Source organism: Pseudomonas sp. S36, from assembly GCF_016647875.1.
Classification (GTDB): Bacteria; Pseudomonadota; Gammaproteobacteria; order Pseudomonadales; family Pseudomonadaceae; genus Aquipseudomonas; species Aquipseudomonas parafulva.
The window spans coordinates 50,950-64,425 of sequence record NZ_JACVVG010000030.1 but is presented as its reverse complement, the minus strand read 5'-3'; the positions used below and the strand labels follow the sequence as shown (position 1 = coordinate 64,425).

Sequence of the window (13,476 nt, the reverse complement as noted above, 5' to 3'; positions counted from 1 at the left end):
TTATTTTGAAGTTTTTTGCGAGAAACTCGTTTAGCTTCAAACACTTGACTCAACGGCTCAGCTTGCTTCGCTTTGCTGCATCGTTGGAGTGGTGCGCATTATAGGCTGTTATCTCAGGCGGTCAACCTTTAATTTCAACTTTTAAAAGGCCACCTGAATGCAGGGCACGCCTTGCCGAGCGAGTAGCAATTGCGCACTATACTGCGCAACCGCCCTCCCTTTATGGAACGCCCCTCTCTATGAACACCCCGCCCCGCAGCCTGGCCGCTACGCTGTTCCCCATCGGCCTGCTGTTGATCGCCATGGCATCCATCCAATCCGGCGCGTCATTGGCCAAAAGCATGTTCCCAATCATTGGCGCCCAAGGCACCACCGCCCTGCGCCTGGTGTTCGCCAGCGTCATCATGTTGCTGATATTGAGACCCTGGCGGGCCCGCCTCAATAGCCGAACCCTGCGCAACGTAGTCATCTACGGCCTGGCCCTGGGCGGTATGAACTTCCTCTTCTATATGGCATTGCAGACAGTGCCCATTGGGATCGCCGTGGCGCTCGAGTTTACCGGCCCGCTGGCGGTTGCAATTTTTTCCTCGCGCCGCGCCATCGACTTTCTATGGATTGCCCTGGCCCTGTCTGGCTTGCTGCTGCTTCTGCCCGCAGGCCACGACGGCCAGGCACTTGACCCGACAGGTGCCGCGTACGCCTTGGGCGCTGGCGTCTGCTGGGCGCTCTATATCCTGTTCGGCCAACGCGCCGGAGCCGAGCATGGCGTGCAAAGTGCAGCCCTGGGCGTGGTGGTCGCAGCCTTGTTCATTGCGCCCATCGGTATCGCCCACGCTGGCGCCACCCTGCTCACCCCAGCCGTGATCCCCATGGCGCTGGGTGTCGCGATACTGTCAACCGCCCTTCCCTACAGCCTGGAAATGGTCGCACTGACGCGCATTCCTGCACGCACCTTCGGCACGCTGATGAGCATCGAACCTGCCTTCGGCGCGCTGTCCGGCCTGCTGTTTCTCGGGGAAGTCTTGTCCATGACCCAATGGCTGGCCATCCTTGCGATCATCACTGCTTCGGTTGGCACCACGCTTTCCATGCGCAAAGCGCCCAGCCCAGCGATCGCCGCTGACTGATATGAGAAATCTTTTCATTTGAGACAACGATAGTGATTGTGGCGACCGGCATCGCTGATTAAGCTGTCAAAGCACCATCATCTTCATGCTATCTAATGCATCGAACAGGGACGCTGGGGAATTTCAGGAAGAATCATAGCGATAACGACGGAACCAGCTTGCTGGTCCGTCCTGCATTTAAGGACAGGAATGAAACGTACCTTGCTCATCCTGGCCATCTTGGCTATTGCTGGATGTGCCGCCACGGCGAAGACCGAGGTAAAAAGGGGCAAGAAAGGCCTGCATATCAATTGCTCCGGCCTTTCTTCTTCATGGGACAGCTGCTACAGCAAAGCAGCCACCGCCTGCAGCTCACGCGGATACCGCGTCATTGCACGCTCAGGCGACAGCGATGAAGAGGATGGGGATTACCTGTTCGGGATCAACCCTGCGGGCTATACCAGCCGCAGCATGATCGTCATTTGCAAGTAAATGGGGCTGCCGTTGCGCAGCCCCATTCGTATGCAACAACCGCTCTACAGCAAGGCAGTACGAGCGTGAAGCCAGGCCAGCGCTTCACCCTCCAGATACGGTGCGAGCCGTTCACGCACCGTGGTGTGGTAACCGTTCAACCATGCCAGTTCTTCGACAGTGAGCCTTTCAGGCAACAAACAGCGGGTGTCGATAGGGCAGAGTGTCAGGGTTTCAAACGCCAGAAAGTCACCAAAGGCGCTTTTGCCGGCATTGCGGTTGGCCACCAGGTTCTCGATGCGAACCCCCCATTGCCCAGGCCGATAAGTGCCTGGCTCAATCGAGCTGATCATGCCTGCCTGCATCGCTGTTTGCGGTGAAGGCGTTGCCTGGTAGGCAATTACCTGCGGCCCTTCGTGCACATTCATGAAGTAACCGACACCGTGGCCGGTGCCATGACCGTAGTCCACCTGGTCGGCCCACAGCGGTGCACGGGCGATGGCGTCGAGCAACGGCGACAACACGCCCTGGGGGAATGTAGCCCGGGACAGTGCAATCATACCTTTGAGCACGCGCGTGCAATCCTGCTTTTGCAGCTCGCTGGGCTGGCCCACTGGCACCATGCGGGTGATATCGGTGGTACCCCCCAGGTACTGCCCGCCCGAATCGATCAGCAGCAGACCGTCGCCTTCGATCACTGAATGGGACTGCTCGGTTGCGCGGTAATGGGGCATGGCGCCGTTGGCATTGAAAGCCGCGATAGTGGCGAAACTCAGGGACACGAAACCGGGGCGGCGAGCCCTGGCGGCGCTCAGCTGCTCATCGATCGTCAGCTCGTTGATGACCTCGCGGCCCAGCCGGGCCTCCAGCCAGGCAAAGAACTCGCAGAGTGCTGCGCCATCCTGCTCCATTACCTGGCGAACGTGCCTCAGCTCTGGCTCCCCTTTGCACGCCTTGCTCAACGTGGTGGGGTTCGGGCCTTCGAGCAACTGCACCCCATCGCCCAGGTGGTCCATAAGCCCACACGTGACACGGGCAGGGTCGACCAACAAGCGGCTGCCACCGGGGATATCAGCCAGCGCGGCCCCTGCCTGGTCGTAATCGCGTACCTCTACACCGTCTGCCGCCAGAACAGCACGCAGGTTTTCGTCCAGCTTCCCGCTGCCGACAAACAGCAACGCCTGCTGCTGACTGATCAAGGCAAATGCGAGAAAGACAGGGTTATAGGACACATCGGTGCCGCGCAGATTGAACAGCCACGCAATATCGTCCAGCGTGGCGAGAAAGTGCCAGTGCGCACCCTTCACCTGCATGACCTCGCGCAATGCGGCCAGTTTGTCCAACCTGGACACGGTGGCATAGGGCGGCAGGTGTTGGTAGACCGGATGGCCGGGCAAAGCCGCACGCCCCTCCCACACCTGGCCAAGCACGTCTTTGTCAGTGACCAGGCGCACACCGCGACGGCCCAGGCGCTCACGCAATTGGCGCGCCGAGGCCAACGCCATTACCGCGCCATCCACCCCGACGCGACCATTGGCCGGCGCATGCTCGCCAAGCCAATCCAGCACTCCGGGCTGACCAGGCGAGAGCTTCATCAATTCAATGCCAGTGCCCGCGAGCTCATGCTCGGCCTGTTGCCAGTACCGGCTGTCTACCCACAACCCGGCAAACCCGGGCATGACCACCAGCGTACCTACCGACCCATGGAAACCCGACAGCCATCGACGGCCTTGCCAATGTTTGGGCAGGTACTCTGAAAGATGCGGGTCGGCCGATGGAACCAGCAAGGCATCCAGGCCTTCGGCGGCCATGGCCTGGCGCACGCGCGCCAAGCGCTCTGGCGTAGGTTGCTCATAGGTAGGCTGCGCGTTCATGGGCTCTCCTGCAGGTGCGTCTGGGTTGATTCGTGGGACCGATAATGAAACAGCTCCCAGAGGGCTGCAATCAACATCGGCTTGGGCATGCCACCAGACCGCGCGCATTTCAGTATTTCAGACGGGTCCTACAACGCTCAGGCGTTACCCACGCTGTGCGTCATGCTCACCCACCTGGCAGTAGAGGGCACCGTGTGGGCCACGCGCCAGGCTGCGTAGCGCCTGGTAAGAAGCGAAGTGGGCCCCGCGCGCCTGGTAGCGCTGCAGCAATTGCACATACGACTCGTCGACAAAGTAGGCAGCAGCACCGACCCACGCCTGCCGGGACTCCCACTGCAGGTATTGCAGCACCCGGCTGCCGTCTTCGCTGGCCTGTATGCTGATCGTCTGCAACCCGCGGCATTGAAGTGCCAGCGCCTCACTGCTGTTCATCAACGCTTGCGCCAGCTCGCGCTGAAACAGACTGGGCACCTGGTATTCGATCATCTGGGTGAACCAGATGGCAGTAGGATTTGCCGACATTCACTCTCTCCTGGCCATTGGCGCTTGGTGCGCGATGCCGGAGAGGGTAAAACCTCAACTAAACTCGAGGTCAAGTGTCTGGCCGAGATATTCGGCTTTCAGATGACGACGTTGCGCACAAAAGTGACTGCGGTTTCGCCGTCGTTTCGGTAGGCATAGCGGCAGTTACTGGGGAACACATGAAACTGCCCTCGCTGCAGCCGGTGCTCGGTGGCTTCGATGATCAATGTGAGCTGCCCCTGGGTCACATACAACTGCTCACTCCAGCCCTCGGCATCGGCCTCGCTGCGGTAGCACTCGCCGGGGGCCAGGGTCCACTCCCACAACTCTACCTCGCGCCGCGCCACGCTGCTGCCCAGCAGCACTGCACGGCTTTGTGGGTGTTCACCGGCCCAGGCCAGTTCCTCGATGCGGCCAGGGTCACGCAAGTTGGGCGCCTGGATCAGCGTACTGAACGCCACACCCAGGCTCTGGGCAATCAAGTCCAACGTGGTGAGGCTGACATTCTTTTCACCCGCCTCGATGGCCACCAGCATACGCCGGCTCACACCAGAGCGGTCGGCGAGCGCGGCCTGACTCATGCCTGCCGCGTGGCGCAAGTTGCGTACATTGAGGCTGACGTGCTGCAAAACCGAGGCGCGGTGTGAAGGGTCTTTGTGCACTATATTGCTCACTTACAAGGGTTGCGCAGTATACTGCCCAGTGTGCGGCGATTGTGCGCCGCCCCCTACGAGCATGCAAGCCCATGACCCCAGCCAGCCAACAGCCCACCCCCACCGTCACGTTTCGCCTGAGCAAGGCGGAACTGGTGCTGATATTCATCACCATGTTATGGGGTGGCACCTTCCTGCTGGTGCACAACGTGATGACCGTCAGCGGCCCCATGTTCTTCGTCGGCCTTCGCTTTGCCGCAGCTGCGCTGTTCGTGGGCATGGTTTCTGCGCGGGCGCTGGGCGGGCTTACACTCACCGAGCTCAAGGCTGGGATGCTGATCGGCGTGACCATCATGCTGGGTTACGGTCTGCAAACCATGGGCCTGCAGACCATAAGCAGCAGCCAGTCGGCGTTCATCACCGCACTCTACGTACCCTTCGTGCCACTGCTGCAGTGGGTGGTACTGGGGCGCAGACCCGGCCTGATGCCGAGCATTGGCATAGGCATCGCGTTCGTTGGGCTCATGCTGCTGGCAGGGCCGGACAGCGGCAGTTTGCACATGAGCGAAGGTGAAGTGGTCACCCTGGTCAGCGCCATCGCCATCGCCGCCGAAATCATCTTGATCAGCCGCTTCGCCGGCCAGGTCGATGTGCGACGGGTCACCGTGGTGCAACTGGCAACGGCCTCGGTGCTGGCGTTTCTGATGGTGGTCCCGACGCAGGAACGTATTCCGGACTTCTCCTGGCTGCTGCTGGCTAGTGCAGTGGGCCTGGGGGCCATGAGCGCCGTGATCCAGGTTGCCATGAATTGGGCACAGAAATCAGTATCGCCCACCCGGGCCACCTTAATCTACGCGGGCGAGCCTGTGTGGGCAGGCCTGGTCGGGCGCGTGGCGGGGGAGCGCCTGCCCGGTGTGGCCCTGTTGGGCGGGGCGTTGATCGTGATCGCGGTGGTGGTCAGCGAGCTCAAGGTACGCCGCACGCAGCCACAGAATGAACGCGAACCCCAGGCCGACCTCTAACGCTGCGGCTATGCTTTGTAAAAAACTGTTATAAAAAAACAGCTTGTCACAGCGTATTTGTAGGATTCTGCGACAGCTTGCGGGTTGGTGATCGACCCCTCCGGCACGTATGATCCTTGGCAAACCTCTCAGAATAGAACTCTATGTCATTGATAGTGCTATTGCTTCTGCCGTTCGTGGGCAGTTTGCTGGCAGCCGCGCTGCCGCACAACGCACGGAACGCCGAGTCCATTCTTGCTGGGCTCGTGGCCTTGGTCGGTACCGTCCAGGTAGCACTGCTTTACCCTCAGATCGCCCACGGGGGCGTCATTCGCGAAGAGTTCTTGTGGCTGCCAAGCCTGGGGCTGAACCTGGTATTGCGCATGGACGGCTTTGCCTGGCTGTTCTCGCTGCTGGTACTGGGCATCGGCACCCTGGTGTCGCTGTACGCCCGCTACTACATGTCTCCACAAGACCCGGTTCCACGCTTCTTCGCGTTTTTCCTGGCCTTCATGGGTGCCATGCTCGGCCTGGTCATTTCGGGCAACCTCATACAGCTGGTGTTCTTCTGGGAACTGACCAGCCTGTTCTCGTTCCTGCTGATTGGCTACTGGCACCACCGCGCTGACGCGCGTCGCGGCGCCTACATGGCCTTGATGGTCACCGGTGCAGGGGGCCTATGCCTGCTGGTGGGGGCGCTACTGCTCGGCCATGTGGCAGGCAGCTATGACCTGGACAAGGTCCTGGCTGCAGGTGACACCATCCGCCAGCACGCACTGTACCCCGTGCTGCTGCCACTGATCCTCATCGGCGCGCTCAGCAAGAGCGCGCAGTTCCCCTTCCAGTTCTGGCTGCCCCACGCCATGGCGGCCCCTACACCGGTCTCGGCCTATCTGCACTCGGCGACCATGGTCAAGGCCGGGGTCTTCCTGCTGGCGAGGCTGTGGCCAGTATTGTCCGGCAGCGAAGAATGGTTCTGGATCGTCGGCGGTGCCGGCGCCTTGACGTTGTTGCTCGGCGCCTTCGCCGCCATGTTCCAGAACGACCTGAAGGGCCTGCTGGCCTACTCCACCATCAGCCATCTTGGCCTGATCACCCTGCTGCTTGGGTTGAACAGTCCGCTGGCCGCGGTGGCTGCTGTGTTCCACATCCTCAACCACGCCACCTTCAAGGCGTCGCTGTTCATGGCCGCAGGCATCATCGACCATGAAAGCGGCACCCGTGACATACGCCGTCTCAGTGGGTTGATTCGCCTGGTGCCCTACACTGCCACACTGGCCATGGTCGCCAGCGCGTCGATGGCCGGGGTACCGCTGATGAACGGTTTCCTGTCCAAAGAGATGTTCTTTGCCGAAACCGTATTCATCACCTCCAGTGCCTGGATCGAAGCCTTGCTGCCGGTCATCGCTACCCTTGCAGGCACCTTCAGCGTGGCGTACGCCCTGCGTTTCACCGTGGACGTGTTCTTCGGCCCCACGGCGCAAGACCTGCCGCATACCCCGCACGAGCCGCCACGCTGGATGCGTGCGCCGGTCGAGTTGTTGGTCCTGACCTGCCTGGTGGTGGGCATCTTCCCCGCCCAGTCGGTTGGCCCACTGCTGGCGGCGGCTGCCCTGCCCGTGGTCGGCGGCACGCTGCCTGAATACAGCCTGGCGATCTGGCACGGCTGGAATGCCCCGTTGATCATGAGCCTGGTGGCCATGAGCGGCGGCGTAGTGCTGTACCTGATGCTTCGCAAGCAAATGCGCCGCGGGCGCTTCACGTACCCTCCGGTGATCGAACGCTTCAACGGCAAGCGCCTGTTCGAGCATGGGCAGATACAGCTGATGCTGCTGGCCCGACACGTCGAGCGCCTGCTCACCAGCCGCCGCCTCCAGGCGCAGCTGTTCATGATCGTGGTGGCAGCGTTCCTCGCCGGCCTTACGCCCATGGTCTACAGTGGCCTCACATGGGGCGACCGGCCGAAGATTCCAGGCTCCGGCGTATTCGTCGCACTCTGGCTCATCGCGATTGCCTGCGCGATTGGCGCCGCCTACCAGGCCAAGTACCACCGCCTGGCCGCACTGATCATGGTCAGCGTCTGCGGCCTGATGACCTGCATCACCTTCGTCTGGTTCTCCGCCCCTGACCTGGCGCTGACCCAGCTGGTGGTGGAAGTGGTGACCACGGTATTGATACTACTGGGCCTGCGCTGGCTGCCAAGGCGTATAGAAGGTGTATCACCACTGCCAGGCAAATTTGACCGGGCCCGCGCCCGACGGCTGCGCGACCTGCTGCTGGCGGTGCTGGTGGGCGGCGGCATGGCAGTGCTGTCCTATGCCATGCTCACGCGGCCAACCCCCAACGACATTTCCTCGTTCTACCTTAGCCGCGCACTGCCCCAGGGTGGTGGGACCAACGTGGTCAATGTGATGCTGGTGGACTTCCGCGGCTTCGACACCCTCGGTGAAATCACCGTGCTGGTCGCCGTGGCGCTTACCGTATTCGCATTGCTGCGGCGCTTCCGCCCACCCAAGGAGAGCATGCAACTGCCCACACAACAGCGCCAGCTGGCGCCCGATGTGGTGACCGACCTGGTCAACCCACGCCACGCCACAGACACCGCCATGGGCTTCATGATGGTGCCGGCCGTGCTGGTACGCTTGCTGCTGCCCATCGCCCTGCTGGTCTCGATGTACCTGTTCATGCGGGGTCACAACCAACCTGGCGGTGGCTTCGTGGCAGGCTTGGTCATGTCGGTGGCGTTCATCCTGCAGTACATGGTTGCCGGCACCCAATGGGTCGAGGCGCAGATGAGCCTGCGCCCACTGCGCTGGATGGGCATGGGCCTGCTGTGCGCGACCCTAACCGGTGCCGGGGCCATGCTGCTCGGCTACCCGTTCCTCACCACGCACACTGCCCACCTGCACCTGCCGATACTGGGTGATGTGCACGTGGCCAGCGCACTGTTCTTCGATGTCGGCGTGTACACGGTAGTGGTCGGGTCGACCCTGTTGATCCTTACCGCACTGGCCCACCAGTCAGTGCGCGCCTACCGCCCGGCCAACCCGGCCAAGAACCGACAGACAGGAGCCGCCTGATGGAAGAAGTCATTGCAGTCGCCATCGGCGTGCTGGCCGCATCCGGGGTGTGGCTGATTCTGCGTCCCCGTACCTACCAGGTGATCATGGGCCTGTGCCTGTTGTCGTACGGGGTCAACCTGTTCATCTTCAGCATGGGGAGCCTGTTCATCGGCAAAGAGCCGATCATCAAGGAGGGTGTGACGCAAGACTTGCTGCACTACACCGACCCGCTGCCTCAGGCGCTGGTGCTCACCGCCATCGTCATCAGCTTCGCCATGACCGCGTTGTTCCTGGTGGTGTTGCTGGCCTCCCGCGGGCTCACGGGCACCGACCATGTCGATGGCCGGGAGCGTGAGGAATGAGTGGCATGAGTCAACTGATCGTCGCCCCCATCCTGCTGCCCCTGATCACCGCAGCCATCATGCTGTTGCTTGGCGAAAAGCACCGGCAAATCAAGGCCCGCCTGAATTTGCTCTCCACCTTCGCAGGCCTGTGTGTGGCTATCAGCCTGCTGTTATGGGTGCGCACTCAGGGCCAGGCAGAATCGATCGGCGTGTACCTGCCAGGCAACTGGCCAGCACCGTTCGGGATCGTACTGGTACTCGACCACCTTTCTGCGCTGATGTTGACGCTGACCGGCATCATCGGTTTCTGCGCCCTGCTGTTCGCCCGAGCCCGCTGGGATGGGGCCGGCGCCAGCTTCCATGCATTGTTCCAGATCCAGTTGATGGGCCTGTACGGCGCCTTTCTTACCGCCGACCTGTTCAACCTGTTCGTGTTCTTCGAAGTATTGCTGGCTGCTTCGTACGGGCTATTGCTACACGGCTCTGGCCGGGCACGGGTACGTGCGGGGCTGCACTATATCGCTGTGAACCTGTTCGCTTCGTCATTGTTCCTGATTGGCGCGGCGATGTTGTACGGCGTTACCGGCACCCTGAACATGGCCGACCTGGCCCTCAAGATTCCACTGGTGCCCGAGGCCGACCGCGGCCTGCTGCACGCAGGTGCGGCCATCATCGCCATGGCGTTCCTGGTCAAGGCCGGTATATGGCCGCTGAACTTCTGGTTGGTGCCTGCCTACGCATCGGCCAGCGCCCCGGTGGCAGCGCTGTTCGCCATCATGACCAAAGTCGGCTTGTACGCCGTGCTGCGCCTGTGGACCTTGCTGTTCTCCGGCCAGGCCGGTGCATCGGCCTATTTTGGCGGGGAATGGCTGGTGTATGGTGGCCTGGCAACGTTGGCAGTGGCGGCAGTGTCGATCCTGGCAGCCCAGCGCCTGGAGCGCATGGCAGCGCTCAGCATTCTGGTTTCAGCGGGCACCCTGCTGGGCGCTGTCGGCTTTGCCCAACTCGCCCTGACCGGTGCAGCCCTGTTCTACCTGGTCAACTCCACCCTGGCCATGTGTGCGCTGTTCTTGCTGGCCGAACTGGTCGAACGCTCGCGCTCGGCCAATGAATTGCCGCTGGACGAAGAAGAAGACGCCATGCCGTCGCCGCTGGAGTCGCTTCACCCCCCAAAAGGCATCAACCTCGATGACCAGCAAAAGGCGGTGATCGGCCAGATCATCCCCTGGACCATGGCGTTCCTCGGCCTCAGCTTCATCGCCTGCGCCCTGCTGATTATCGGCATGCCGCCGCTCTCGGGCTTTGTGGCCAAGGTGAACCTGATCAGCGCACTGTTCAACCCTAACGGCCTGGGTATGCCGGCCGAGCAGCCGCTAGGCGCGGCCGGGTGGGGCCTGGTGGCGCTGCTGGTGTTGTCGGGTATGGCTTCGCTGATTGCCTTTGGTCGCGTCGGTATCCAGCGTTTCTGGAAGCCAGACGAGCGCCCTTCACCGGTATTGCGCCGCTTCGAATGCCTGGCGGTCGTGCTGCTGCTGGCCTTGTGCATGGCACTCAGTTTCAAGGCCGAGCCATTGCTGCGCTATACCCAGGACACGGCGGCGAGCCTGCAGGCGCCGGATGCCTACATCGACGCGGTGATGGCGGCGCGGCCAATACCTGGCCCGACTTCGTTCGACGTGCAGGCTGAGGTGCAACCATGAGCCGCCTGTTCCCCGCGCCCCTGCTCTCCCTGTCCTTGTTCGGCTTGTGGCTGCTGCTGAACCTTTCGGTGAGTGCCGGCAACCTGCTGCTGGCAGCCGCACTGGGTATCCTTGCACCGCTGCTGATGGCGCCCCTGCGCCCGCAGCACGCCCACGTGCGCCGCCCACTAGCGATCGTGAAACTGATCGGTCGCGTAGGCCTGGATGTAATCCTGTCCAACCTGCAAGTGGCACGGGGCGTACTGCGCGCCGGCAAACGCCCGCCCCGTTCGGCCTTTGTTCACATACCGCTGGCCTTGCGTGACCCCCACGGCCTGGCGGCGCTGTCGATGATCACCACCGTGGTACCCGGCACTGTCTGGTCTGAACTGGCGCTGGACCGCAGCGTGCTGTTGCTCCATGTGTTCGATCTGGAGGACGAGGCGGCTTTTATCAAGCACTTCAAGGACACCTACGAACGCCCGCTGATGGAGATCTTCCAATGACCGGCCTGCTCGCCAATGCTGTTCTTGCCAGCCTGTTCATCTTCGCACTGGCCATGGGGCTCACGCTGGTACGGCTGTTCCGCGGCCCATCGGCACAGGACAGGGTGCTGGCGCTGGACTACCTGTACATCCTGGCCATGCTGACCATGCTGGTGCTGGGTATCCGCTATGCCAGTGACACGTATTTCGAAGGCGCGCTGCTGATTGCACTCTTCGGTTTCGTCGGGTCGTTTGCCCTGGCCAAATTCCTGCTGCGCGGTGAGGTGATCGAATGACCGAATCTCTGACATTGCCCTTCTGGCTCGAGCTGGTCACAGCCCTGCTGCTGCTGACCGGCAGCCTGTTCGCCCTGGTCGGCGCAATAGGCCTGGTGCGCTTGAAAGACTACTTCCAGCGCATGCACCCCCCGGCACTGGCCTCGACCATCGGCGCCTGGTGCGTGGCGCTCGCGTCGATCATCTACTTCTCCTGGCTCAAGGAAGCTGCCGTACTGCACGCTTGGCTGATCCCGATTCTGCTGTCCATTACAGTGCCGGTCACCACGCTGTTGCTGGCGCGTGCCGGGCTGTTTCGCAAGCGCCAGGCCAAAGAGCCGGTACCCGAAGAAGTCAGCAGCGGCCTGGACAGCGGCAACTGAGCGAGGTTGCCGTCACGTTTGGCTAAGGCGCTGCAATTCGCGCCTGACCATGGCGGCATAGGGCGGCGGCCCCAGCTGATAAAGCTCGGCCGCTACCCAACTCAACCAGCCTGCTTGCAGCTCACAACGCCGGGCCAGCAACCGCTCAGCCTCGGCCACCGCCCGCGCATGGTGCTGGCGATGGAACGCTGCACGGCTGCCGGTGCCATCCCCGGTCACTCACTGGCCTTGAAGGTGGTGAGCTCACCTTTACGCCATTTGGCAACCTTGCCCGTCACTGCCTTGAGCAGCTTGCCAAGGCCTTCCTGAACCTGCTGCTGGGCTGCGAACACCAGCATGACACCCTGGCCTTCACGGAACACGATACCCTCGCCTTCCGGCACCGATACGAATGCGTAATCGCCTACCCCGTACACATTCAACTTGATATCGCGAAAGCGTATTTCCAACTTGCCGCCTTCGCGGCTCGGTAGCACGGCAGCACGAAAGTGGTCGCCGACTTTCAGCTCCAATCGCTGTTTGTCATCCACCACCAACGCGCTTTCGGTATCGAGTTCGGCCATGTAAAGGCCATCGGGGTTCTGTTCGGTAACGTAGACAAAACGGCCCTGAAACAAATGAGCCAACTTGCCGCGCAGGTCGCCCAGGGCGAACAACGCATGCGTATCAAGAGTACTGACTGCCAATGAAGTAATCCTCAACCGGTTACTACCCGCACCCGTCAACGCTCGACGAGGCACGGCCGTTTCTAATCGATAGGCGAAAAGACTAATAAAACACGCTGTGAAATGTCTGCCCCCGCTGGCGCTGCAGCGTGCAGGAATTTTTACTGTGGCTTGCCGGCTTCGCCGTCGTTAAAAGACTTGGGGCATGCTCCCACGACGATGAGCGTTTAGTCTGACACTCACTGCCTGTAAAAATGCGGTTCAGGAATGGGCCCGCACGATACGAGCCCTGACATCCACTTGCGCACTACTGGCGGGGGAATATGCCCGAAAACGGTGAAACCCGTCGAGAGCCAATGCCTATTTAGCAGGCCGCAGGGCCTTTGCGCAACTGCCACCCTGCTGTGCCCGGCGCGCGTGGCCGATCACCGGCCAGAAAAGCAAAAAGCCCCAGGGATCGCTCCGTGGGGCTGTGCATCGCGTGCGGATCAGACCTGGCGCTGGTGGCGGTCCAGCTGCTCGTGGCGCTCCTGGGCTTCGATGCAGTACTTGGTGGTCGGGCTGATGAGCAGACGCTTCAGGCCGATGGGTTCACCGCTGTCGTCGCACCAGCCGAAGCTCTCGTCAGTGATGCGGTCCAACGCCATCTCCAACTGTGGCAGCAGGCGCTGATCACGGTCGATGGCGTTCACCAGCCAGCTGCGCTCTTCTTCGACCGACGCCACATCGGCAGGGTCCGACGGGGTGTCCAGGCCTTCGATGGTGGCGCGGCTCAGCTCGATGCGTTCATGGGTTTCGACTTTCATCGCTTGCAACAGCTGTGTGAAGAAGGCCAGCTGATCAGCGTTCATGTAGTCATCGGCCGACATGGCCAGCAACTGTTCCTTGGTCATCGAATTCTCTATGAAAATATGTGCATTTGGGCGATTCGGTTGCCGCCGACGCCCAGGCATCGG

15 protein-coding genes are annotated in these 13,476 nt (G+C 61.7%); 9 read left to right on the top strand and 6 right to left on the bottom strand.

Features of this window, described 5'->3' with window-relative positions; genetic code table 11:
* The first annotated feature begins 239 nt into the window (after window positions 1-239).
* Both rhtA and IAE36_RS16885 read left to right on the top strand, forming a co-directional pair.
* Window positions 240-1,127, top strand: a complete 888-nt coding sequence (rhtA, locus tag IAE36_RS16890; RefSeq protein ID WP_060483509.1) for a threonine/homoserine exporter RhtA — start codon at window positions 240-242, stop codon at window positions 1,125-1,127.
* 189 nt (window positions 1,128-1,316) lie between these two features.
* Window positions 1,317-1,598, top strand: coding sequence for a hypothetical protein (locus IAE36_RS16885; protein ID WP_028632588.1), 282 nt, complete (start codon window positions 1,317-1,319; stop codon window positions 1,596-1,598).
* Window positions 1,599-1,642: 44 nt separating this feature from the next.
* Here IAE36_RS16885 and IAE36_RS16880 read toward each other — a convergent pair whose 3' ends face one another.
* From IAE36_RS16880 to IAE36_RS16870, 3 genes are all read right to left on the bottom strand, one after another.
* The gene (locus tag IAE36_RS16880; RefSeq protein ID WP_201213576.1) at window positions 1,643-3,451 is read right to left on the bottom strand and encodes an aminopeptidase P family protein; all 1,809 of its coding nucleotides are present in this window, start codon (window positions 3,449-3,451) and stop codon (window positions 1,643-1,645) included.
* A 144-nt stretch (window positions 3,452-3,595) separates the two neighbouring features.
* A complete protein-coding gene (locus tag IAE36_RS16875) occupies window positions 3,596-3,973 on the bottom strand; it encodes an antibiotic biosynthesis monooxygenase (RefSeq protein ID WP_201213575.1) in 378 nt (125 codons plus the stop codon).
* Between the two features lie 98 nt (window positions 3,974-4,071).
* Window positions 4,072-4,635, bottom strand: coding sequence for a helix-turn-helix domain-containing protein (locus tag IAE36_RS16870; RefSeq protein WP_201213574.1), 564 nt, complete (start codon window positions 4,633-4,635; stop codon window positions 4,072-4,074).
* A gap of 83 nt (window positions 4,636-4,718) precedes the next feature.
* Between IAE36_RS16870 and IAE36_RS16865 the strand changes: the two genes are divergently transcribed.
* From IAE36_RS16865 to IAE36_RS16835, 7 genes are all read left to right on the top strand, one after another.
* Entirely contained in the window at window positions 4,719-5,648 is a 930-nt protein-coding gene (locus IAE36_RS16865; RefSeq protein WP_201213573.1) for a DMT family transporter, read from the top strand.
* A 143-nt stretch (window positions 5,649-5,791) separates the two neighbouring features.
* Window positions 5,792-8,707 (top strand): monovalent cation/H+ antiporter subunit A, encoded by a 2,916-nt coding sequence (locus IAE36_RS16860; protein WP_201213571.1) that lies wholly within the window; start codon window positions 5,792-5,794, stop codon window positions 8,705-8,707.
* On the top strand, window positions 8,707-9,051 hold the full coding sequence (locus IAE36_RS16855; protein WP_043213881.1) for a Na+/H+ antiporter subunit C: 345 nt from the start codon (window positions 8,707-8,709) through the stop codon (window positions 9,049-9,051). The genes IAE36_RS16860 and IAE36_RS16855 overlap by 1 nt, the downstream gene beginning before the upstream one ends.
* On the top strand, window positions 9,048-10,733 hold the full coding sequence (locus IAE36_RS16850) for a monovalent cation/H+ antiporter subunit D (protein ID WP_201213569.1): 1,686 nt from the start codon (window positions 9,048-9,050) through the stop codon (window positions 10,731-10,733). Before IAE36_RS16855 ends, IAE36_RS16850 begins: the two co-directional genes overlap by 4 nt.
* On the top strand, window positions 10,730-11,218 hold the full coding sequence (locus IAE36_RS16845; protein ID WP_201213567.1) for a Na+/H+ antiporter subunit E: 489 nt from the start codon (window positions 10,730-10,732) through the stop codon (window positions 11,216-11,218). Before IAE36_RS16850 ends, IAE36_RS16845 begins: the two co-directional genes overlap by 4 nt.
* The gene (locus tag IAE36_RS16840) at window positions 11,215-11,493 is read left to right on the top strand and encodes a K+/H+ antiporter subunit F (protein ID WP_028632579.1); all 279 of its coding nucleotides are present in this window, start codon (window positions 11,215-11,217) and stop codon (window positions 11,491-11,493) included. Before IAE36_RS16845 ends, IAE36_RS16840 begins: the two co-directional genes overlap by 4 nt.
* Window positions 11,490-11,855 (top strand): Na+/H+ antiporter subunit G, encoded by a 366-nt coding sequence (locus IAE36_RS16835; protein WP_060483500.1) that lies wholly within the window; start codon window positions 11,490-11,492, stop codon window positions 11,853-11,855. Before IAE36_RS16840 ends, IAE36_RS16835 begins: the two co-directional genes overlap by 4 nt.
* A 12-nt stretch (window positions 11,856-11,867) precedes the next feature.
* Here IAE36_RS16835 and IAE36_RS16830 read toward each other — a convergent pair whose 3' ends face one another.
* The 3 genes from IAE36_RS16830 to IAE36_RS16820 all read right to left on the bottom strand — a co-directional run bounded on the left by IAE36_RS16830 (window position 11,868) and on the right by IAE36_RS16820 (window position 13,413).
* Window positions 11,868-12,074 (bottom strand): hypothetical protein, encoded by a 207-nt coding sequence (locus IAE36_RS16830; protein WP_201213565.1) that lies wholly within the window; start codon window positions 12,072-12,074, stop codon window positions 11,868-11,870.
* The gene (locus tag IAE36_RS16825; protein ID WP_028632576.1) at window positions 12,071-12,541 is read right to left on the bottom strand and encodes a hypothetical protein; all 471 of its coding nucleotides are present in this window, start codon (window positions 12,539-12,541) and stop codon (window positions 12,071-12,073) included. The genes IAE36_RS16830 and IAE36_RS16825 overlap by 4 nt, the downstream gene beginning before the upstream one ends.
* Before the next feature lie 467 nt (window positions 12,542-13,008).
* A complete protein-coding gene (locus IAE36_RS16820) occupies window positions 13,009-13,413 on the bottom strand; it encodes a TraR/DksA family transcriptional regulator (RefSeq protein WP_028632575.1) in 405 nt (134 codons plus the stop codon).
* Window positions 13,414-13,476: the final 63 nt, after the last annotated feature.